Origin of the sequence: Pseudomonas sp. p99-361, assembly GCF_003935475.1 — a bacterium.
Taxonomy (GTDB): Bacteria; Pseudomonadota; Gammaproteobacteria; order Pseudomonadales; family Pseudomonadaceae; genus Aquipseudomonas; species Aquipseudomonas juntendi.
In genome coordinates this window covers 24,402-44,553 of the sequence record NZ_RHQO01000002.1, presented here as the reverse complement: position 1 = coordinate 44,553, position 20,152 = coordinate 24,402, and the positions used below count along the sequence as shown (strand labels likewise).

The following is a 20,152-nucleotide window of genomic DNA, read 5'->3' as shown; positions in this document are numbered from 1 at the left end:
GCCTACCACTGGCTGGCCAGTGTAATCGGCACGCGCAACGGTGCAATGGGGCCGTCGCGTTGCCCGCACATCTCATCATGCACCAACTGCTGCACCAGCACGCATGGCACCTCGGCCATGTCAGCCAGCAAATCGCGCAGTTCGGTAGTGGAGCGCAGGCGCACAGGCTGCCCCTGCGCATCGCTCAAGGTAACCGGGCCGGTTGCGGTCATGGCACGCAATACGTAGAAGCCGCCTTCCAGCGACAGCACTTCAAGCTCTTCGATTTCGCCAGCATCCACGTGCTGGGCCAATGCATTCAGGTTCATGGCGTAGCCTCCGGCAGGCGGCGGAAGAACAGCGTGATCTGGCCGATCTCCACACCTAGTTTGCTCATGCTCGAGCGGTTGATCAGCGTGTCGTCATCCATCAGGTACATCCAGTCGTCCAGGTCCACCTCCCAGTGCTTGCCGTCCACCGGCAAGTCCAGCCGGTAGCGCCAGCGCAGCGCATTGCCCGCCACTTCGCCACGGGCCTCGCCGATCACGTCGCCGGCCGTGCCCCGCCAGCGCCCAGGCCCGTCCGGCACCAAGGTCCAAGTGCGCTGTTGGCGCGTGCCGTCGCTGTACACGAAGTGCTCGTCGAGAATCAGCCGCTCACCTTCCCGGCGGCTGTCGATGCGCACATGAAACCGCTTGACCACCTCGCCGGAACGCTTCTGGAACATGCCCCAGGCCTGAACCGGCCGGGAGAAGAACGCCGCAAGGTCGAGCTTGGGTTGCTCACCGGCATAATGCTCGACCCCCACGTTGCCGCAACTGCCCAACAGCAGGCAGCCAACCAGTAACCGCGCTTTGCCAACGTTCATGTCACGGCTCTCCATCGGTGCCGGCCAGCCCAAGCAAGCGCTGCCGTAATTGTGGGTCCCTGGCATTCGGGCCGAGCCAGATGGCGAAGAATGCCCGGGCAAAGACAGGGTCGGTGATTTCGCGGCTGAGTTTGCCGTCAACGTAAAAACGGCAGCCTTGGCCCGGCAGGTAAACACCTGTTATGCGCATGCCAGGGCGTACGTCGACGAATGCCTGTTGCAGCAGCGCGGTCAGTTGCGCGCTGCGTTGCGCCGTCATGCTGCCCCCGTCGAGCCTGCGCATTTCTGCAAGGCTGGCTTCGACCAAGGTGTCTCTGGACAGCGAGCGGTGGTAACGCAGCTCCAGCGCGAACGGCTCATCCCAGCGCTGCACGGGGCCGGCCGCCCACAACCGCGCACTGTACAAACGCAGGCCCCACCAGCTGAAATCGCCTTCACCCAGCCGTTGTGCGGCCGGCACATCCGAGCGCCAGTCCGCCACAGCCGCCGTGGCCAGAGCGGTCAGCAACAGACACAGGGATGTGAATCGGGCTGGGACTGCCATGCTGGCCTCGGCTGCCATGACTAATATTGTACAAACATAGCACCTTGTACAGGTTTGTCACCCTCAATGTACAGCTTTTTGCATCAGTTAAAAGGCAGCCGCAGGGTTGCTGCCAAGCCCCCGCCCGGTCGGTTCTCAAGGTGAACATGCCCGCCCAGGCGGTCAATGATGGTGGCGACAATGGACAGCCCCAGCCCGGCACCGTTAGGGCTGTTACGGCTGTAGAAGCGCTCGAACACGCGCGCTATGTCAGCCGGCTCGATACCTGGCCCTTCATCCTCCACGATCAGCTCGAAACGGTTTTCCAGGCGCCTGAGCAGTACGCTGATGCGCCCTCCCGGGGGCGAGTGCTCGACGGCGTTGGAAACCAGGTTCTGGAACGCGATGGTCAACGCCCCGGCGTCGATGCCCAGGTGGTGATCACCCTCACCAATATCCAGCGATGGCTCCAGGCCGCGGTCGAGTATCCAGGGAGTCAGCTCGGCCATGGTGTCGGTGACCACCTCACCCAGGTCGACCTTGACCGCGGCGTGCTGGCCCAGGCGCGGCTCGACACGGGCCAGGGTCAGCAACTGGTTGACCACCCGGGTCAGCCGGTCCACACCGCCAATCAGAAAGCCCAGCGCCTTGCGCCGTTCGGCCTCGCTCGCGGCCTCGAGTGCGTTCTGGGCATGCAGGCGCAACACCGCCAGCGGCGTGCGCATTTCATGGGCCGCGTCGGCAATGAAGCGGTGCTCGCGCCGCAGCATGTCTTCGATCTGCGCCAGCAGGCGGTTGATGGCCGCTTGCATGGGTTCCAGCTCCGAGGGCAATGGCGCCAGGCGCAAGGGTTCGAGTGAATCGGCGTGGCGTGCGCGAATGACCGTGGCCATGTTCTGCAAGGGGCGCAGCCCCCAGCCGATCGCGACCCAGACCAGCAACACCAGGGCCAGGCTGCCGAGCAGGAAGGGGAACAAGGTATGGCGCACGATCCGGTCGATCAGGTCGTAGCGCACATCATCACGTTCACCCACCCAGATGACCCAGTGCTTTTCCGGCACCGGTAACACGAAGCCGCGCCATTGCCGGTCACCACTGGAAAAGTCGTAGAACCCAGGTTCGGACGGCGGCAGCGACAGCTGCGGGGCACTGGGTGTATGCACCAGCAATACGCCCCCCTCACCCCATACCTGGAATGCCAGCTTGCTTTCGTAGGGGTGGCCAACCCGGTGGTGGCCGGCCTGGGCCAAGGCGTCGTTGAACGCCTGGTACATGGCCTCGCGCGAGCCGCCCTGGACCGGCAGGCTCATGACCCCCTGCAGCAGGCGGGCATTCTGCGCCAGGTGGGCGTCGTACACTTCGTTGATCTCATGGCGACTGTCATGATAGTTGTACAGCGTCAGCAGGCCTGTCCCCAGCAGCAACAGCAGCATGACCCGCCACAACGTCCTTCGCCGCAACGAGGTCATGCCTTGCCCTCGACCAGGTAGCCAATGCCCCGCACCGTGCGGATCAGGCCGTTATTGAGCTTTTTGCGCAGGTGGTAGATGTGCACTTCCAGGGTATTGCTCTCGGGCTCTTCATCCCAGCCATACAGCAGCTGTGTCAGGCGTTCGCGGGTGAACACCTTTCCCGGCTGGGCCAGCAATTCATGCAGCAAGCGGTACTCCTTGGGGGTCAATATCACTTCCAGCCCTTGGTAATGTACCTGCTGGGTAGCGGGGTCGAGCATGACCCCGGCATGCTCGATCAATACCTTGGCACGCCCGGCGCTGCGCCTGAGCAAAGCCCGCAAGCGGGCCTTCAGCTCGTTGAGGTCGAACGGCTTGACCAGGTAGTCGTCAGCGCCAGCATCCAGCCCGGCGATGCGATCATCCAGGGCGTCCCGCGCGGTGAGGATCAGTACCGGCAAGCTATTGCCAGCGCCTCTCACGCGCCGCAGTACCTCGATGCCATCCAGGCGCGGCAAGCCCAGGTCCAGGATGGCCAGGTCGAATGTTTCATGCAGCAGTGCGTGCACGCCATTCTGGCCGTCGCGCAACCAGTCGAGCGTATAACCCTCCTGGCGCAAGCCATCGCAGATCCCCTCCCCCAGTGCGGTATCGTCCTCAACCAGCAGTAGCCGCATGTTCAGTCCTGTTTGTCCTTGATTGCCTTGAGTAAAGCCGCGATATCCGCCCGCCGGCCTTGGTCCGCCAGCTCACGCCCCGGCCGCGGCGGCGCCTGCATGGCCTTGTGCAAGGCAGCAGTGGCTTCAGCGTAGCGCTTTTGCCGGTACAAGTGGTCGGCCCAGAAATAGTTGCTGTCGATGCCGTTGGGGTTGATCTTGAGGGCTTCGCGCAACAGCTGGTCCGCCTTGTCGCCGTCACCGAACCCTATCGGCCAGCCCGGCACCTGGTCGTAAAGCGTGCCAAGGCTGGTATAGGCCGAGCCCTGCAGGGCATCAGGGTCCAGCTTCATGGCCTGCTCCAGGCTGGCCTTGGCTGACTTGACCTTACCCAGCGCACCAAGCCCGCCCACGGCGCCAGCCCAGCTGCTGTTGATGATGCCTTCCCAGATCAGCGGCTCGGGGGTGCCGGGGTGCTGCCTGACGAATGCCGCCGCCTCACCGGACAACTTCTCGAAAGCATCGGCACGCTGGGCCTTGGGCGTCTGATACTGGATTTGTGCCCAACGCTGTTGCAGCGCGCTGAGCTGCTGGTTTCCGGCTGGGTCCAGTGCCCAGGTGAACGGGGTGAACGCCAGCAGGCTGACGAAGGCCAGTCGCTTCATTTGCTCGACTCCTTGATATGGCCGCCAATGTAGCGGCGAATGACAGGCAATTGCTTGCGCAGGGCACGGTCGACCACCCCTGGCAACATGCCGTTGATGCGTACGAAGAGCTTTTCCGGCCACCCCAGGTACAGCTCGCTGCGCTCCGACTGGACGGCTACGAGCACGGCGCGGGCGACATCGGCCGGGTCGTCCATGCCGACCTTCAGCGCCTGGTTTAGCGCGGTGGCGGCGCTGCTGTTCATGGTGGTGCGGGTGGCACGCGGGGCGGCATACAGCACATTCACCGTGGTATCGGCCAACTCACGGCGCAACGCCTCGGAAAAACCGCGCAGGGCGAACTTGCTGGCACAGTAGGTGGCGTAGCCGGGGTAGCCGATCGAGCCGTAAGTGGAACCGACATTCACCACCAGCGCCTTGGGTTGCTCGCGCAGCAGGGGCAGGCAGGCACGGGTCAGCTGCAGGGGCGCCTTGATGTTGATGTCGAGCAATTCATCCAGCGCGTACTCGTCCAACTGGTCCAGCAAAGCAAAACGGTTTACACCGGCGGCATTGATCAGCACATTGACCCCGCCCATTTCACGGGCGCGGCTGACCACCTGTTCACGCCCGGTCGGCGTACGCAGGTCGGCCGTTTGCCAACGCAGGCGCCCAGGGTAGCGGTTCATCAGCCCCGCCAGCTTGCCCATGTGCCGGCTTACCGCCAGGACCCGGGCACCGGCTGCACACAATTGCTCGGCCAGTTCCAGGCCGATGCCGCCACTGGCCCCGGTCAGCACCACCACCGACTCATGCAAGCGCATGCTGCACCTCGGCATGCTCAGTGCGTGGCAAACCTTCGAACATGGCGGTATACAGCTGGTACACCACCTTAGCGGCGTGCAGCACCGCCTGCTGGTCGGCCACGTCGTCCAGCCGGTCCATCAGGCTTTTGTAGGTGACCATGTGGTCCTGGTCCAGCGCGCCGTGGGAACTGAGGTAGCTGAAGGCCTGGTTGGGCAACCCGAGGGTGCTCTGGATCGCCCCGGCAGCATGGGTGGCCAGGGCGATGCTGGTGCCCTCCAGCACGTTGACCATGCCGAACAACCCCACCGGGTTGCCCCGTGCGATAAGGTCGTACAGATAGGCAACCATCAACTCGATGGGCAAGGCAGGCCGGCCGTCGCGTACCGCCTCCCAGTCACCGCCACAGGCCTTGATATCGTTGAGGATCCACTGCTCGTGGCCGTACTCCTCCTGGATGTACTCGCACACCGCGCCGCGCAACCACTCCAGCCGCGCCGGCAGCCGAGCGCCGCACGCCATCATCAGCGGCACGGTATGGCGCACGTGGTAATAGGCCTGGGTGAGGAAGGCGATGTAGCTGGCCCGGCTGACCTGGCCGGCCAGCGCCTCGCGAATGACCGGCACCGCGAACAAAGCCTGACGTTCGTGGCTGGTTTGCAGCTGCAGGGTGTCGAAAAATGACATGGTAGACCTCATGACGGAATGTCGGACAACAAGGATTGATAACGCTGCAGGATCGCCTCACGGCGTGGGCGGCCATTAGCGGTCAGGGTGTGCTCGGCGACCGAGAATGGCGCTGGCAAACGCCGCCAGGCATGCACCCTGGCGTAGTCGGGCAAACTGGCATTACTGTGCTGCACGGCCTGCTCGATAGCCGCGTCCGTGGTGCCCGGGCCGAGCGGCCAGAGCAAGGCCACGTTGCGCGGCATGCCCTCGCCATGAACGAACGCCTGGGCGATCACCCCGCTCTGGGTCAGCTCGGCTTCTACCCATTCAGGGTTGACGTTGCGCCCGAAGCTGGTGATGAACTGGTGTTTCTTGCGCCCGTTCAGGTGCAGGTAGCCTTCATCATCGAAAAAGCCCAGGTCGCCGGTAGCCCACCACGCGGTTTGGCTGGGCGTGTCGCCCAGATAGCCAAGCAGCAGGGTCCCGGCAACCAGCACCTCACCGTCTTCGGCGATACGCACCTGCACATGCGGCAATGGCCGGCCGACACTGCCCGGGCGCACCGCACCGGGGCGGTTCAGCGCCACCACAGAGGCACATTCCGACAGCCCGTAGCCCTCGAAGACCGGCAAGCCTACGGCCTCGGCCCGCGCCAGCAGGCTGGGCGCCACACGGGCGCCACCCACCGCAACGAAACGCAGCACGCCAACCCCCATCAGCCCGCGCTCGATTGCCGTGACCAGCCCCAGCAGCAGTTGCGGAACCAGAATCAGGCTTTGTGCGCCGCTCAAGGCGATGGCCCCGAGCAGCCGCTTGAAATCGACCTGGCTGGCCCCCCCCATGCCCAACTGGGCCTGTGGGTACAGCATGACACTGGCCCCTGCCAGCAAGGCGGCGTAAACGCCCAGGTTCTCCAGCAACACGCCCAGCGGAAGCACAGCGAGGTAGCGCCGAGGCTGCGTAGGCCCGCTGGCCTGTTCCAGTTCGTGTGCGACCCGCAACATGGCCTGCGCGCTCAGGCACACGCCTTTGGGGTTGCCGGTACTGCCAGAGGTGTAGGTGACCTTGGCGGTGCCTTCAGGCAGGGCCACCGCAGGCAGCGCTGGCCGCGACCAGAAGCCTTGCTGGTCGACGAAACCCAACCGCCCGAGCAAGCTCTCCCAGGCGGGCGGGCCGAGCACCAGGCTGGCGCCGCTCTGTTGCAGGCAGTGCTCCAACTGGGTTGGGCTGAAGAAGGTGGGCACCGTCACGCAGGCGCGCCCCGAGACCAACGCGGCCAGGTCCCACAACAGCAGTTCGGGACCGTTATCCAGCCCCAGCACCAGCACACCGGCCTGACGCTGGCGCAGGGTCTCGGCACGCTGTAGCACCTCGGCAAGCAGCTGCTTGTAGGTGTAGCGTGCACTGGCCCCTTCCAGAGCGGGCGCGTCACCATGGGCCAGCAATGCCTGCCAGAAACGTTCAAGTTCAAGCGGCATGGCCGGTCTCCTCGTCCAGCACCGGAAAGCCCAGGCGGCGAAACACACCAGCGCTACGCAGCAAGTCGAAGCCTTGGCCGATTTCGCCCGCGTACACCTGCGGATGCTGCGCGTAATAGCTGCCCCATTGCGCAACGGGCTCGTCCAGGCGTGCCGGGTCGGCCTGCGCCAGCACGGTAGGTGCCAGGCCCAGGCGCTGGAAACTGTTGATCAAGGTGGAGGCACCGGTGAACGCCACCCATTTCAGCCCACGGGTGGCAAGCAGCCAGGTCACGGCGGTGATCATGATGCGTGCGCTGCCAGCGCTCAGCGACGCCAGGTTGCCGACCTCGACCATGCACTCGCGGGCAACGGGCAGGCTGGTCAGGCGCGAAACCGCGGTTTCCAGGGGCACGTCCAGGTAACGCTCGAGAAACAGCGGCCCAGTGCTGGCCGGGCGCAGACCCGCCGCCGCGATCAAGTGCCCGTGGCTATCACGCAAGGCCAGCAACTCGGGCAGGTAATGGTGTACATCGGCGTGGTGAACTTGAGCGAAACAGCGATGAATGAACTGCTCGAGCGCCTCCCGGTCAGGGTCGTCCGGCAGGTGCAGGGACAAACAGCCGTGATGCGCTGCATGGGTGCCTATCGGCAATGGGAGCAGGTGGCTCCAAAGGGTATGGGTCATGGGACTCCCCCCTGATTAATGGGTTGGGCGAAGTATCAGTGACGAATCTGAAGGGAATCTGAAGCCGGCTGAACAAACGCCCGGAAACCGAACGGTCGATAGCCAAGCCGTTGCTTTTATCTACCGCCTGGCCCAAGCTCAGCCCTTCTTGCCGCCATGGACCCCCCGATGCCCAGACGCAACCGCTACCTGATCGCCGTGCTGCTGTTGATCCTGGTATCGGCCCTGTTCGGGTACCTGTGGCGCGATACTCCGTCAGCCCAGCCGACCTTGCCGGCGCATAGCTATGCCAAGGCCCTGCGCCAGGCCCACGACGGTCGGCCTGGCGCTGCCAGGGTGCTTTACCAGCAGTTGCAACGCACCGACTTGCCCGCGATCCGGCGCGCAGCCCTGTACGCCGAGCTGCCCAACTACCCTTCGCCACTGGCCTTGAAAATCGCCCGGCAAGACCTGGAACACGCCGAGCCACTGGTGCGCCGTGCCGCCATCGCAGGTATCCGCCTGCTGCTGCCTGCGGCGCAGCGCAGCCTGGTGCTAGGCCCGCTGCTGGACGATGACGACCAAAGCGTGCGCTTCGCTGCCGTGGACGCCTTGCTTGGCCTTTCCCCGGATGACATAGGCCTGTATTTCGGCCCGCTGCAGGCGGCCCTGGAGCAATACCAGCAAGCGCTGGCGCAACAACCCGAGGAAGCAGACGCGCAAGTGCACCTGGCGCGCTTGTACATGCACGAAAATGACTACACCCAAGCTGCGGTAGCCCTGCAACGTGCATTGACCGTCGCCCCAGGCAACCTCGATGCGCTGGCCACCCAGGTGCGCCTGCTGGAACGTCAAGGCCAGCACGATGCCTCACGCCAGGTGCTCGGCAAGGCATTGGCCCTGAGCCCGGACTCGGCCTTCCTGCAATATCAACTGGGGCGCTGGCTGATCCGCCACCAGCAACGTGAGTACGCCTTGCTGGCACTGTCCCGCGCGGTTGAACTGGACCCGGACAACGTCGATTACCGCTATACCCTGGCGGTGACCCTGCATGCGCTGGAGCAACTTGATGCGGCGCAGAAGCAGCTGGAAACCGTGCTCAGCCAGCAACCGGCCAACCGTCGCGCGCGGGTGTTGCTGATCCAGTACTGGAAAGAATCCGGCCAACTTCAGAACGTGCAGGTGCTGCTGGCCGAGCTGGAGCAGCAAAACCCGGATGACCCCGCCCTGCAGCAAGGCCTCTAGGCCTGCCTGAAACCTGTTGAACCCTGAGCCTGTGCCCAGGGTCCAGTGGTTATCAGGCCACTCTGCAGGAGAATTGCCTTGGCCAGTTCATTGGCGCTGGATGAACGTGCGTTGATCCTCGCCCCACCACCGTTGGCGGCGCAAACCTCGCACCTGCTGTCGGCGGCCGGCATCGATTGCCTGTGTGCCACCGACCTGGCGCACCTGCATGCGCGCCTGGCAGAAGGCGCCGGCCTGGCGATCATCGCCGAGCAGGTGTTCAACGCAGGCCCTAGTACCCTGCTGCAGGCCTTTATCGACCAGCAACCGCACTGGTCGGATCTGCCCATCGTGCTGGTGACCCAGGGTGCATGGTCGGCCAGCCGCGTGCACAATCACCCGGTCGGCAACCTTACCCTGCTGGTGCCCCCTTTCGGCGACGACCAACTGCTGCACATGACCCAGTCCGCGCTGCGCCACAGGCGTCGGCAATACCTGACCCGCGACCAGCTTAAAAACCTGCAGCAGCGGCTGGATAACGGGCTCGCCCAGCCTGATGAGCCGGCGGAGCGCTACGCCCAGGCCCGCTTCCAGGCGCGCAAGATGGAAGCTATCGGCCAACTCGCTGGCGGCGTGGCCCACGATTTCAACAACCTGCTCACCAGTATTGGCGGCAGTTTCGAGCTGATCGACCGGCGCCTCAAGCAAGGCCGCGCCGACGGCCTGGACAGCGTGTTGCGCCTGGGCCGCGAAGCGGTGTCACGCGCCGCCCGCCTCACCCATCGTCTGCTGGCCTTCTCATGCAGGCAGTCGTTGCACAGCCGATGCGTCAACCTGCACACCCTGTTGCAGACCAAGCAGCTGAAGGCTCAACTCAAGCCTGCGATAAAGTTGCAGGTGAGCATCGCCAAAGGCCTGTGGAACGCGGAAGCTGACGACCAGCAATTGCGCGAGGCCCTCGACAATCTGATCCTCAATGCCTGTGAAGCCATGCCCAGCGGTGGCCTGCTGCGGATCGAGGCAACCAATCAGCCTATCTACAGCAGCCCCATGGCCGACGGCCCCCTGACCGCCGGCGATTACCTGCGCCTGAGCGTGATCGATAACGGCCAGGGCATGGCGCCAAGTACACTGGAGCACGCATTCGAACCCTTCTTCAGCACCAAAGCGACCAGCCAAGGCATCGGCCTGGGCTTGTCGATGGTGTACGGGTTCAGCAAGCAATCCCATGGCCATGTCACCCTGCACAGCCAAATTGGCAAGGGCACGCGGGTAGACCTGTACCTGCCGCGTCACATCGACCAGGCACCCTCGCCCGCCCAACCGTTGGTACCTGCGCAAGCCACACACGGCCACCGGGTGCTCTTGGTCGAGGACGACCTGCATGTTCGCGAACTGCTGTGCCAGGCCCTGCGTGACAATGGCTTCACGTGCCTGAGTGCGGCCAACGCCGAGGAGGGGCTTGAAGTGCTACGCGCCTCGCAACCCATCGACCTGCTGATCAGCGACGTAGGTTTACCCGGCATGAACGGTCGGCAACTGGCGGAGATTGCACGTAGCTTGCGCCCCCGGTTACCGGTGCTGTTCATTACCGGCTACGCGGAAACCGCGATGGCGCGCGAGGGCTTTCTGGGGTGCGATATGCACCTGATCTGCAAGCCATTCGAACTGCGACAGCTGCAGGAACAGGTGGCCATGATCCTTGGCCAACCTTGAGTGGCTCACTGTTCAAGCATGCGCAACGCCTGGTCTGCCAGGTCTGCCAGCGAAAACGGCTTGTTCATCAACGCTGTGCCAGGCTGTTCGAGCAACTGGGGCTCCACCGGTTGCCCCGCATAGCCCGTGATGAACAGGATGTTCTGCTGCGGCAGTTGCATGCGCATGGCCTTGGCCACCTGGCGCCCGCTGAAGCCGCCCGGCAAACCGATATCGGTGATCACCAGGTCGAACGGACCGTCATGGCGAAACCGCTCCAATGCGGTATTGGCGTCGCTTGCGTCAACCACCTGGAAACCGCGCTCAACCAGGTATTCACGCATCACCGCGCGCAGATTGAGTTCGTCATCCACCAGCAGCAGCCGCTCACCCTGGGCCATGCGTTGCGTCCTTTGCACCGGTTTGCACTCATCAGGAAGCGGCTCGAACGTTCTGGGGAACAACATCGACACCTTGGTCCCCTGGTTCGGCGCAGACTCGATCCACGCATAGCCCCCCGACTGGCCGACAAAACCGTAGACCATCGACAACCCCAGGCCGGAGCCACGGCCGATGGGCTTGGTGGTGAAAAAAGGCTCGAACGCCTTGGCGATTTCCGCAGCCGCCATGCCGTGGCCATCGTCCTCCACATGCAAGGCCACATAGTCACCCGGCGGCAGCCCGTTCTCGTCCGGGAACGCCGCGATCAAGCGTTCGTTGACGCTGCGGATCGTGACATTGCCCCGCTCCAGGCACGCCTCGCGGGCGTTGGTACACAGGTTGATCAATGCATTTTCGAGCTGGGTGACATCCAGGTTGACCACCCACGGGGCGACGTCCAGTTGCCAGTGCAAGCACAACTCCGGACCCAAGGTCCTGCGCAACAACGGCTCGCACAGGCGCAACTGCCGGTTGAAATCCAGCGGCTTTGGCGCCAAGGGTTGGTGGCGGGAAAAGGCCAGCAAACGGTGGGTCAGCTCCATGGCCCGCATCACCGAATCGCGGGCAACATCCACATAAGCACCGATCCGCTCCGGGCGCCCCTCCTGGAGACGGCGCTGGAGCAGCTCAAGGCTACCGCCGATACCAGAAAGCAGGTTATTCAACTCATGGCCCATGCCCCCGGCCAGTTGCCCCACGACTTCCATCCGTTCAGTGTTGCGCATCAGCGCTTCGGACTGGCGCGCCGCCTCTTCGCGGTCCTCGCTGATATCCTGGCCGACTACGGTGAGCAAGCGCCCATCGAAGCGCGCGCTCCAGCGGAAGGTATGGTAATGCCCATCGCGGTGCCGCAAGCGGGTCTCGATCGGGTCTGCGCTGCTGGCTTGCAGTAACGCCGACACCACCACCTGCACCTCGGTCCGATCTGCCGGGTGCACCAGTTCCAGTACCGACACCCCCTGGATCTGCTGTTCGTCCCAACCCAGAACCCGGTGCCAGGCGGGGTTGGCGGCATGCACCTTCAGCTCCGGGGTAACCCTCATCATCGCATCGCGTGACATCTGCCAGATCTGCTCGCGCTCCAGCACATGCAGCTCGATCTGCTGCTCGAAGCCTTGCGCCTGCTCGCGCCAATGCCGGTGTGCCTCGACGCTGGCAGTGGTCTCGATCACCGTGTGCAGAAAGCCCGCGACATTGCCTTGCTCATCGTGCAGGGGCGCGTAACCGAATGCGCACCACAGTGGCTCGCCGCACGGGTCACTGCCGATGCGCAAGGGAGGGTCCTCGACAAAGCTCGACTGCCCTTCCAGGGCCTTGAAAACCCACGGCCCCACTGTCGGCCAGATTTCGCGCCACAGTGTATCGAACGCCTGGCCGAGCCCATCCACAGCGCCGCCGCGCAATGCATGGTAGGCATCATTGTGCACCACCGTCAGGTCTGGCCCCCAGACCACGGCACAGGGGAACGGCGACAGGTGCATCATATCCACCGCGATGCGCAACGAAGCCGGCCAGCGCGGCAGCGGCCCTAGCGAGGTGCGGCTCCAGTCCAGCTGCACGATCCGGTCGTCAACCGGCCTGCGGGCTGCGGCAACAGGCGGGTGAAGGCGGATCTGTGGCTCAAGGCCAAGTGATGATTTTTTGGCGACCAATGTCATGGCTCCAGCATGGCCAAGGGGGCTGCGGGTAATGCTATTGAAGTTAGCACAGCACGTTCGGCCCACCATGGCGGAGTTCAAGGTACTGGCCCGGCCGGCAGGCCGATAGGGCTTACGCAGGTTTGCGCAATTACTGTCACGCGCGCTTTCTTCGGCCTACAGCCGAACGACCATCGAAGACCTAGGCTTTGGGCTCGGCTGTTCAACTGGAACAGCGTTGCAGCGGAGCGCAATAGGTCTATGTCGTACATCGTCAACGCCGGGCGTAGCATGCTGGAGTTGCTGTTGCTCATCGTGGTGGGGCTGGTACCCGTGGTATCCGGGTTGCTGGTGATGATCCTGCAACTGCAAACGAAACTTGCGGAGAATGCGGCTGTTTCCGTGAAGGAAGCGGTTTACAGTGTCGATCAGGCATTCAACCGCATGCAGGAAACCGCGTTGCGTTCACTGCCGCTGGCCGGGCAGCCTTGTGCCAGCGCCCTGAACACCTTGCAGGATCATGTCACCAGCCTGTCCATGCTCAGGTCCCTCACGCTGGTAGAGGACGAGCAGGCCTATTGCAGTACCACGCCGGACCCGCTGGAGGATTTGACCGCATTTGCCACGTCTGGCCGCCAGGTCGAGATTTCCTATGGGCTCGCCGATACCCGCCGCAAGCTGCTGGTGAACCTGTATACGGCCGACAATAACCAGGGTGTCATTGTCACGGCGTATGCCTCGCAGCTTCGCAGCGAGCTGGACGCTTTCCAGGACGGGTTGACGCTGCTGCTGGAATTCGACGACCGCTACCTGTGGAGTGGCGGTGACAGCCGCGCCGGCGCCCGCCCCTCGCAGGACGAGTTTTCGACCAGCATGCTTTCACAGAAATACGGCTACCGGGTCGTAGGCGGCTATGCCGAAGGTTTCACCGCGCGGGAGATTCGCCAGTCGATGCGCCAGACCCTGCCCTCCTTGCTACTGGTGGGGGTTCTGACCGCCTCGGTGGTTTTCCTGGCGCTGATGAAAGGGCGCGCGAACAGGCGTAGCCGCGCCGCCGAAGGGACATGACGGCGGCGCCACTACCAGCGTGTCAGTCGGTGCTCAGCACGCCGCGACGCACCTGGTCACGCTCGATGGATTCGAACAGGGCCTTGAAGTTGCCTTCACCAAACCCGTCGTCGCCTTTACGCTGGATGAACTCGAAGAACACCGGCCCGAGCAGGGTTTCCGAGAAGATCTGCAGCAGCAGGCGCTTGTCTTCCGGCTGCGAGGCACCATCGAGCAGGATACCCCGCGCCTGCAACTGATCGACCGGCTCGCCATGGCCGGGCAGGCGCTCTTCGAGCATTTCGTAATAGGTTTGCGGCGGCGCCGTCATGAAGCGCATGCCGAACCCCTTCAGCGCGTCCCAGGTCTTGAGCAGGTCATCGGTCAGGAAGGCAACGTGCTGGATGCCCTCACCGTTGAACTGCATCAGGAACTCCTCGATCTGCCCGGCGCCCTTGGATGACTCTTCGTTGAGCGGAATGCGGATCATGCCATCCGGGGCGGTCATCGCCTTGGAGGTCAGGCCGGTGTACTCACCCTTGATGTCGAAGTAGCGGATTTCACGGAAGTTGAACAGCTTCTCGTAGAAGCCCGCCCAGTAGGCCATGCGCCCACGGTAAACGTTGTGGGTGAGGTGGTCGATGACCTTGAGGCCGGCACCGACCGGGTGGCGGTCGACACCCTCGATGAAGTTGAAGTCGATGTCGTAGATCGAGCTGCCTTCCTCGAAACGGTCGATCAGGTACAGCGGCGCACCGCCAATGCCCTTGATCGCCGGCAGGCGCAGTTCCATCGGGCCGGTTTCGATTTCTACCGGCTGCGCGCCCAGCTCCAGCGCACGGGCATAGGCCTCATGGGCATTGCGCACACGGAAGGCCATGCCACATACCGATGGGCCATGCTCCGCGGCAAAATACGACGCGATGCTTCTGGGTTCGTTGTTCAGAATCAGGTTGATGCCACCCTGCCGATACAGGTGCACATTCTTGGAACGGTGGGTCGCGACCTTGGTGAAGCCCAGCATCTGGAATACCGGCTCCAGTACGCCAGGGGCCGGGGCCGCCAGTTCGATGAACTCGAAGCCCATCAGGCCCATTGGATTTTCGAAGATATCAGCCATGTTCGTGTCCTCATCTGCAGCTAAAAATTAATCATTGCGTGGGATGCGGAACAGAAATGGCGGGGCGCACGGGATACCTCGCACGCTGCGGGCGAGGAAATCACCAATGATCAGCTTGAACCCATGGTATGTCATACGGACCCATTCTCGGCGGGCTTGATCCTTCGGCACTGAAGGACCTTATTGTTTTATTCGTAAACCGATTCTACATTGCGTAAATACCTTTGTCGCGTTTTTGTTAAGGCCCCTGCCCGACTAACGGCTATGCTCTGTTAACCTTCAGCGTAGCCTTTCAACGTAGCCACCCAGCATGCCCCTTACAGCCAAACACCGCAGCGTCTTCAGTTGGCGCACCCTGTTGCCGCTGGTGGTCGGTATGGTGCCGGTAGTGAGCGGCCTGGCGATCATGCACTGGCAGATCGAACGGGAAATGAAGGCGAGCAGCCACACCACCACGCAGCAGGTGCTCGGCCATATCGAACATATCCTCGACAACCTGTCGAGCGCCGCCGACAGCTTGCTGGCGCACACCGATGTCCCCTGCGAGCAAGCCCAGTTGCTGTTGCGCACCCAGGTCACGCGCAACGCCTTCGTGCGCTCCACCAACCTGTTCAGGCACAACAGCATTTATTGCACGTCGCTGTTCGGCGCATTCGATGAGCCAGTCAACCCCGCCGACTATGTCGATGGCGAACTGTGGCTGATGGATGGCAACTCGGTCACCCCCGGCCACCCACTGCTGGTGTACAGGGCCAGCCAAGGGGACCACGGTGCGATCAGCACGGTCGACGGCGATCACCTGCTGACGGCGCTGCGCCTGATAGGCGCCGACGAAGCACTGTATATCCGCGTCGGCGACGCCTGGATGGGCAAGGACGGCATCGTGCACCATGGCCAGCCGCCGGTCGCTGATCACGCCAATGTGCTGCTGGCCTCCACGCGTTATCCGCTGAGCGTACAGGGCGGGTACAGCGCCGCCGAGCAAAGCCGCCTGTGGCGCAGCCATTACCCTGCCCTGCTCGGCATGCTGCTGGTGCTGGGCGTGATCGCCGGCCTGGTATGCCACTGGCAGGTGCGCCGCGCCAACTCACCCCGCGCCGAGCTGAGGCGGGCGCTGGAGGCCGACGAATTCCTGCCGTACTTCCAGCCGGTGGTGCGCAAGGGTGATTACCGCTGGGCCGGCGTCGAAGTGTTGATGCGCTGGAACCACCCTCAAGAGGGGCTGGTACGCCCAGACCTGTTCATCCCCTACGCAGAGCACAGCGGGCAGATCGTGGCCATGACCCGGGCACTGATGATGCACACTGCGCAAGCCCTGGCGCCCTATGCAACGCTGCTGGAGGACGGCTTCCACGTCGGCATCAACATCACGGCCGACCACTGCCGCGACCTGACTTTGCTGGAGGACTGCCGCACGTTCCTGCAGCACTTTCCCCCAGGCCGGGTGGTGCTGACCCTGGAGCTGACCGAGCGCAAGCTCATCGAACCCACGCCCGTGGCGCTCGAGCTGTTCGAAAAGCTCGATGTCATGGGGGTGAAGATCGCACTGGACGACTTTGGTACCGGCCAGTCCAGCCTCAACTACCTGCTTCAGTTCAAGGTCGATTACCTGAAGATCGACCAGCGCTTCGTGGCCATGATCGGTGCCGATGCGCTGTCGGTGCATATCCTGGAAACCATCATCGAATTGTCAGCCAAACTGGGCCTGGGCATTGTCGCCGAAGGCGTGGAAACCGAAACGCAGCGCGATTACCTGGCTAGCCATGGCGTGGACTATCAGCAAGGCTACCTGTTCGCCAGGCCCATGCCTGCACAGCAGTTTCTCGAAGCGCTGGCCACCCGCCCCGGCGCCTCGCGGTTGCCGCAAGCCGCGCCCCCTGAGATCATTGGCGGCTGACCTAACCGCTCCACTCCTGTATTCGAGGCATTCGTGTCAAAAGGCATTGTTTCATCCGTCGTGGCGTCCTGCATGTTCGCCGTGATGTACTTCTATACCTCGTTGCTCAGGCCACTCGATGGCGAAGAGATATTCGGCTGGCGCACGCTGCTGACCCTGCCCTGCCTGACCTTGTTCATGCTGGTTTCAAAAGACTGGAAACGCGTCGGCCAATTGCTGGGGCGCGTGCGCCGCACGCCGGTGCTACTGCTCGGCATGCTCGGCACTTCGTGGCTGATGGGGGTGCAATTGTGGCTGTTCCTGTGGGCGCCCCTGCACGGGCGCAGCCTGGAAGTGTCGATGGGCTACTTCCTGCTGCCACTGGCCATGGTCCTGACCGGGCGGCTGGTGTACGGTGAGCGCCTGTCACGCCTGCAGGCAGTAGCCGTGGCCTGCGCCGCACTGGGTGTGGGCCACGAACTCTACCAGCATGGCAGTTTCGCCTGGGAAACCCTGGTGGTGGTGACCGGCTACCCCGTCTACTTCGTACTGCGCCGGCGCTGCGGCACCGACCACCTCGGTGGCCTGTGGTGCGACATGTGCCTGCTGCTGCCCTGGGCGCTGTATTTCGTGATGCAGGGGCCGCTTTCCAGCGCTGACCTGCAGGCGCACCCAGGGCTGTATGCGCTGATTCCGCTGCTGGGGGCGATCAGCGCCTGCGCCCTGATCGCCTACGTGCTGGCCAGCCGCTTGTTGCCATTCAGCCTGTTCGGCCTGCTCAGCTACGTCGAGCCCGTGCTGCTGGTGGGCGTGGCGTTGCTGCTGGGCGAAACCATCGGCCCAGACCAGTGGTTGACATACCTGCCGATCTGGGCCGCCGTGCTGGTGCTGGTGCTCGAAGGCTTCAAGCACCTGCTGCGTCAGCGTCGCCGTTCGGTGTAAGGCGCACCTGCCTTACCCGCCGTTCTTCGATCGCCTCCACGGTCAGCGTCCAGCCATTGCAACACAGCTGATCACCCACCATTGGCAGGCGGTCGAGCAGGCTCATCACCAGCCCGGCGAGGGTCTGATAGTCCTCGGTGGCCCGGGCGCTGAAGCCGGTACGCGCCTGCACCTGGCTGAGGTTCAAGGCACCACTGACCACGAAACCCTCACCTTCCTGCACGATGCCAGGGCCGTCAACCTCGCTGGCATCCGGCAGTTCGCCAGCAATCGACTCCAGGATGTCGGTCATGGTCAGCAGGCCGGTGAAGTCACCGAACTCGTTGACCACGAAGGCAATGTGCGTGGACTGGGCGCGCATCTGCTCCAGGGCGTTGAGGATACTGAAGCTTTCCAGCAGGTTCAGCGGTACCCGGGCCATGCCTTCCAGGTCGGGCTGGTTACCCGACAGCAGCTCCTTGAGCAGCTCTTTCTTGTGCACGAAGCCCAAAGGCTCGTCGATTCGGCCGCCGCGTATCAGCGGCAGGCGCGAATACGGCGAGTTGGCCAGGGCCTGGGCAATGGCCTCGGGCGGCTGCGCCAGGTCAATCACGTCGACCTTGGTACGCGCGGTCATCACCGTGCGAATCGGCCGCTCGGCCAGGTTCAGCACGCCGCTGATCATCACCCGCTCACGGCGGTCGAACAGCACCTGTTCTTCGCCACCCTCGACCAAGTCGGCGATTTCCTCACCCACCTCGTCAGCTTCGACGCGGCGGCCGCCCAGCAGGCGCAGCACGGCATGCGCAGTGCGCTCACGCAGCGGCTTGTGCTGCTGCAGGCTGCGCTTGCGCCGGGCACGCGCCAGCTGGTTGAACAGCTCGATCAGGATCGAGAAGCCAATGGCCGCGTACAGATAGCCTTTGGGTATGTGGAAGCCCAGGCCTTCGGCGGTCAGGCTGAAACCGATCATCATCAGGAAGCCCAGGCACAGCATGATTACCGTGGGGTGGGCGTTGACGAAGCGGGTCAGCGGCTTGCTGGCAACGATCATGATGCCGATCGAGAAAATCACCGCGATCATCATCACCGACAGGTGCTCGACCATACCCACCGCAGTGATCACGGCGTCCAGCGAGAACACCGCATCCAGCACCACGATTTGCGCGACGATTGGCCAGAACGCAGCATGACGCAAGGTGCCGCTGGCTTGGGTCACATGCCCTTCCAGGCGTTCATGCAACTCCATGGTGGCCTTGAACAACAGGAACACACCACCGAACAGCATGATCAGGTCACGGCCAGAGAAGCTCTTGCCGAACACCTCGAACAGCGGTGCCGTGAGGGTGACCATCCAGGAAATGCTGGCCAGCAGGCCCAGACGCATGATCAGCGCCAGGCTCAGACCAATGACCCGGGCACGGTCGCGTTGATGCGGGGGCAGCTTGTCCGCCAGGATGGCGATGAACACCAGGTTGTCGATACCCAGCACCAGCTCGAGGACGATAAGCGTCAACAGGCCTAGCCAGGCCGTAGGATCGGCTAGCCATTCCATTAGCGGGTACTCACGAGGGCAGCGTCACGAGGACGGGGAAGGTTTGGCCAGAACGGCCACGAACTGGGGGGCTCCGCGAAGGTGCTCATATAGACCTTGATAACAATTAGGGAGAATGATGCTACAAGGACATCAGGATTGTCCGACAGCGTAAAACTATTACAAAACCTGTAACAGGCCGGCGGGCGGAATGAGGCCGGCCGCTGGGCGCGCATTTCGACGGGTCGCCTGGTGCGGGTACTTTTGTTCAATACACCCCACCCCGTGACCGGCCAGCATAGCCGCCTCACAACAAAATGGATCTCCTTCATGAGCTTGTCCCTCTCCATGGCCGCCTTCGCACTGGCGGCCTCCATCTCCCCCGGCCCGGTCAACATCGTCGCGCTCGGCAGCGGTGCCCGCCATGGCCTGCGGGCCAGCCTGGGCCATGTGACCGGCGCCACGCTGGGCTTCTGTGTGTTGCTGGTGCTGGTCGGCCTGGGCCTGCACCAACTGCTGGTGCGCTGGCCGGTGCTGGGGCTGCTGTTGCACTGGGGCGGTGTGGCGTTCCTGCTGTACATGGCATGGAAACTGGCCAGTGACAGCGGCGAGCTGGGCAGCACGCACCCCGAGCAGGCACCGTCGGCCTGGCACGGCGCCGCCATGCAGTGGCTCAACCCCAAGGCCTGGTTGGCAGCGGTGGCCGGGGTTGGCGCCTACACGGGCGGCGAGCAGCAGCTGCTGTGGCTGTTCACCTGGATCTACGGGCCTATCTGTTTCGTTTCAGTAGCGTGCTGGGCCTGGGCCGGCAGCGTTATCCGCCAGTACCTGGGCAACGCGCGGCATATGCGCCTGCTCAACCGAGCGTTGGCCGTGCTGCTGGTCGGCAGTGCGCTTTACCTGGTGATCTGAAGCCGGCCCGCCGCCGCCTTTGGCGGC

The 20,152-nt window shown here is 63.6% G+C and carries 19 protein-coding genes; 6 read left to right on the top strand and 13 right to left on the bottom strand.

Annotated features, from left to right (window positions below; genetic code table 11):
* Positions 1 to 2: 2 nt before the first annotated feature.
* The 10 genes from EGJ22_RS01495 to EGJ22_RS01450 form a co-directional block, all read right to left on the bottom strand.
* Positions 3 to 308, bottom strand: a complete 306-nt coding sequence (locus EGJ22_RS01495; protein ID WP_009685542.1) for a DUF6482 family protein — start codon at positions 306 to 308, stop codon at positions 3 to 5.
* The gene (locus EGJ22_RS01490; protein ID WP_125920109.1) at positions 305 to 847 is read right to left on the bottom strand and encodes a DUF3833 domain-containing protein; all 543 of its coding nucleotides are present in this window, start codon (positions 845 to 847) and stop codon (positions 305 to 307) included. The genes EGJ22_RS01495 and EGJ22_RS01490 overlap by 4 nt, the downstream gene beginning before the upstream one ends.
* Position 848: 1 nt before the next feature.
* On the bottom strand, positions 849 to 1,391 hold the full coding sequence (locus EGJ22_RS01485) for a chalcone isomerase family protein (protein WP_029887142.1): 543 nt from the start codon (positions 1,389 to 1,391) through the stop codon (positions 849 to 851).
* Between the two features lie 83 nt (positions 1,392 to 1,474).
* Positions 1,475 to 2,839: a sensor histidine kinase gene (locus EGJ22_RS01480; protein ID WP_029887141.1), complete on the bottom strand. Its 1,365-nt coding sequence runs from the start codon at positions 2,837 to 2,839 to the stop codon at positions 1,475 to 1,477.
* Entirely contained in the window at positions 2,836 to 3,498 is a 663-nt protein-coding gene (locus EGJ22_RS01475; RefSeq protein ID WP_009685546.1) for a response regulator, read from the bottom strand. The genes EGJ22_RS01480 and EGJ22_RS01475 overlap by 4 nt, the downstream gene beginning before the upstream one ends.
* 2 nt (positions 3,499 to 3,500) lie before the next feature.
* Positions 3,501 to 4,142 (bottom strand): hypothetical protein, encoded by a 642-nt coding sequence (locus EGJ22_RS01470; RefSeq protein WP_029887140.1) that lies wholly within the window; start codon positions 4,140 to 4,142, stop codon positions 3,501 to 3,503.
* Positions 4,139 to 4,945 (bottom strand): SDR family oxidoreductase, encoded by an 807-nt coding sequence (locus tag EGJ22_RS01465; RefSeq protein WP_029887139.1) that lies wholly within the window; start codon positions 4,943 to 4,945, stop codon positions 4,139 to 4,141. The genes EGJ22_RS01470 and EGJ22_RS01465 overlap by 4 nt, the downstream gene beginning before the upstream one ends.
* Positions 4,932 to 5,612, bottom strand: a complete 681-nt coding sequence (locus tag EGJ22_RS01460; RefSeq protein WP_029887138.1) for a TenA family transcriptional regulator — start codon at positions 5,610 to 5,612, stop codon at positions 4,932 to 4,934. Before EGJ22_RS01460 ends, EGJ22_RS01465 begins: the two co-directional genes overlap by 14 nt.
* Positions 5,613 to 5,620: 8 nt before the next feature.
* Positions 5,621 to 7,072 (bottom strand): AMP-binding protein, encoded by a 1,452-nt coding sequence (locus EGJ22_RS01455; RefSeq protein WP_029887137.1) that lies wholly within the window; start codon positions 7,070 to 7,072, stop codon positions 5,621 to 5,623.
* Positions 7,062 to 7,739 carry a thermostable hemolysin gene (locus tag EGJ22_RS01450; protein WP_029887136.1) on the bottom strand — a complete coding sequence of 226 codons (678 nt, stop codon included), beginning with the start codon at positions 7,737 to 7,739 and terminating at the stop codon, positions 7,062 to 7,064. The genes EGJ22_RS01455 and EGJ22_RS01450 overlap by 11 nt, the downstream gene beginning before the upstream one ends.
* 168 nt (positions 7,740 to 7,907) lie before the next feature.
* Here EGJ22_RS01450 and EGJ22_RS01445 point away from each other — a divergent pair, with 168 nt between their 5' ends.
* Both EGJ22_RS01445 and EGJ22_RS01440 read left to right on the top strand, forming a co-directional pair.
* Complete coding sequence (locus tag EGJ22_RS01445; RefSeq protein ID WP_029887135.1) at positions 7,908 to 8,963, top strand: HEAT repeat domain-containing protein; 1,056 nt, start codon at positions 7,908 to 7,910, stop codon at positions 8,961 to 8,963.
* A 78-nt stretch (positions 8,964 to 9,041) separates the two neighbouring features.
* On the top strand, positions 9,042 to 10,658 hold the full coding sequence (locus EGJ22_RS01440; RefSeq protein WP_029887134.1) for an ATP-binding protein: 1,617 nt from the start codon (positions 9,042 to 9,044) through the stop codon (positions 10,656 to 10,658).
* Positions 10,659 to 10,663: 5 nt separating this feature from the next.
* Here EGJ22_RS01440 and EGJ22_RS01435 read toward each other — a convergent pair whose 3' ends face one another.
* On the bottom strand, positions 10,664 to 12,736 hold the full coding sequence (locus EGJ22_RS01435) for a PAS domain-containing sensor histidine kinase (protein ID WP_050492237.1): 2,073 nt from the start codon (positions 12,734 to 12,736) through the stop codon (positions 10,664 to 10,666).
* Positions 12,737 to 12,976: 240 nt separating this feature from the next.
* Between EGJ22_RS01435 and EGJ22_RS01430 the strand changes: the two genes are divergently transcribed.
* Positions 12,977 to 13,783 carry a CSS-motif domain-containing protein gene (locus EGJ22_RS01430; protein ID WP_029887132.1) on the top strand — a complete coding sequence of 269 codons (807 nt, stop codon included), beginning with the start codon at positions 12,977 to 12,979 and terminating at the stop codon, positions 13,781 to 13,783.
* Between the two features lie 22 nt (positions 13,784 to 13,805).
* Here the strand turns inward: EGJ22_RS01430 and hppD are convergent, their stop codons facing one another.
* Positions 13,806 to 14,882, bottom strand: a complete 1,077-nt coding sequence (gene hppD / locus EGJ22_RS01425; RefSeq protein ID WP_029887131.1) for a 4-hydroxyphenylpyruvate dioxygenase — start codon at positions 14,880 to 14,882, stop codon at positions 13,806 to 13,808.
* Positions 14,883 to 15,192: 310 nt separating this feature from the next.
* On the opposite strand from hppD, the gene EGJ22_RS01420 reads away from it, so the two are divergent.
* Positions 15,193 to 16,779 (top strand): EAL domain-containing protein, encoded by a 1,587-nt coding sequence (locus tag EGJ22_RS01420; RefSeq protein WP_029887130.1) that lies wholly within the window; start codon positions 15,193 to 15,195, stop codon positions 16,777 to 16,779.
* 33 nt (positions 16,780 to 16,812) lie between these two features.
* Complete coding sequence (gene rarD, locus EGJ22_RS01415) at positions 16,813 to 17,700, top strand: EamA family transporter RarD (RefSeq protein WP_029887129.1); 888 nt, start codon at positions 16,813 to 16,815, stop codon at positions 17,698 to 17,700.
* Here the strand turns inward: rarD and EGJ22_RS01410 are convergent.
* Positions 17,663 to 19,234 (bottom strand): TerC family protein, encoded by a 1,572-nt coding sequence (locus EGJ22_RS01410; RefSeq protein WP_029887128.1) that lies wholly within the window; start codon positions 19,232 to 19,234, stop codon positions 17,663 to 17,665. The two genes, rarD and EGJ22_RS01410, sit on opposite strands and share 38 nt — an antisense overlap.
* A 309-nt stretch (positions 19,235 to 19,543) precedes the next feature.
* Between EGJ22_RS01410 and EGJ22_RS01405 the strand changes: the two genes are divergently transcribed.
* Entirely contained in the window at positions 19,544 to 20,125 is a 582-nt protein-coding gene (locus tag EGJ22_RS01405) for a LysE family translocator (protein ID WP_029887127.1), read from the top strand.
* Positions 20,126 to 20,152: the final 27 nt, after the last annotated feature.

Coding starts and splice junctions, on each gene's coding strand:
- EGJ22_RS01470 (WP_029887140.1), bottom strand. CDS start 4,142: ATGAAGCGACTGGCCTTCGTCAGCCTGCTGGCGTTCACCCCGTTCACC.
- EGJ22_RS01445 (WP_029887135.1), top strand. CDS start 7,908: ATGCCCAGACGCAACCGCTACCTGATCGCCGTGCTGCTGTTGATCCTG.
- EGJ22_RS01490 (WP_125920109.1), bottom strand. CDS start 847: ATGAACGTTGGCAAAGCGCGGTTACTGGTTGGCTGCCTGCTGTTGGGC.
- EGJ22_RS01485 (WP_029887142.1), bottom strand. CDS start 1,391: ATGGCAGTCCCAGCCCGATTCACATCCCTGTGTCTGTTGCTGACCGCT.
- EGJ22_RS01460 (WP_029887138.1), bottom strand. CDS start 5,612: ATGTCATTTTTCGACACCCTGCAGCTGCAAACCAGCCACGAACGTCAG.
- EGJ22_RS01465 (WP_029887139.1), bottom strand. CDS start 4,945: ATGCGCTTGCATGAGTCGGTGGTGGTGCTGACCGGGGCCAGTGGCGGC.
- EGJ22_RS01410 (WP_029887128.1), bottom strand. CDS start 19,234: ATGGAATGGCTAGCCGATCCTACGGCCTGGCTAGGCCTGTTGACGCTT.
- EGJ22_RS01455 (WP_029887137.1), bottom strand. CDS start 7,072: ATGCCGCTTGAACTTGAACGTTTCTGGCAGGCATTGCTGGCCCATGGT.
- EGJ22_RS01430 (WP_029887132.1), top strand. CDS start 12,977: ATGTCGTACATCGTCAACGCCGGGCGTAGCATGCTGGAGTTGCTGTTG.
- EGJ22_RS01420 (WP_029887130.1), top strand. CDS start 15,193: ATGCCCCTTACAGCCAAACACCGCAGCGTCTTCAGTTGGCGCACCCTG.
- EGJ22_RS01405 (WP_029887127.1), top strand. CDS start 19,544: ATGAGCTTGTCCCTCTCCATGGCCGCCTTCGCACTGGCGGCCTCCATC.
- EGJ22_RS01480 (WP_029887141.1), bottom strand. CDS start 2,839: ATGACCTCGTTGCGGCGAAGGACGTTGTGGCGGGTCATGCTGCTGTTG.
- hppD (WP_029887131.1), bottom strand. CDS start 14,882: ATGGCTGATATCTTCGAAAATCCAATGGGCCTGATGGGCTTCGAGTTC.
- EGJ22_RS01475 (WP_009685546.1), bottom strand. CDS start 3,498: ATGCGGCTACTGCTGGTTGAGGACGATACCGCACTGGGGGAGGGGATC.
- EGJ22_RS01495 (WP_009685542.1), bottom strand. CDS start 308: ATGAACCTGAATGCATTGGCCCAGCACGTGGATGCTGGCGAAATCGAA.
- EGJ22_RS01450 (WP_029887136.1), bottom strand. CDS start 7,739: ATGACCCATACCCTTTGGAGCCACCTGCTCCCATTGCCGATAGGCACC.
- EGJ22_RS01435 (WP_050492237.1), bottom strand. CDS start 12,736: ATGACATTGGTCGCCAAAAAATCATCACTTGGCCTTGAGCCACAGATC.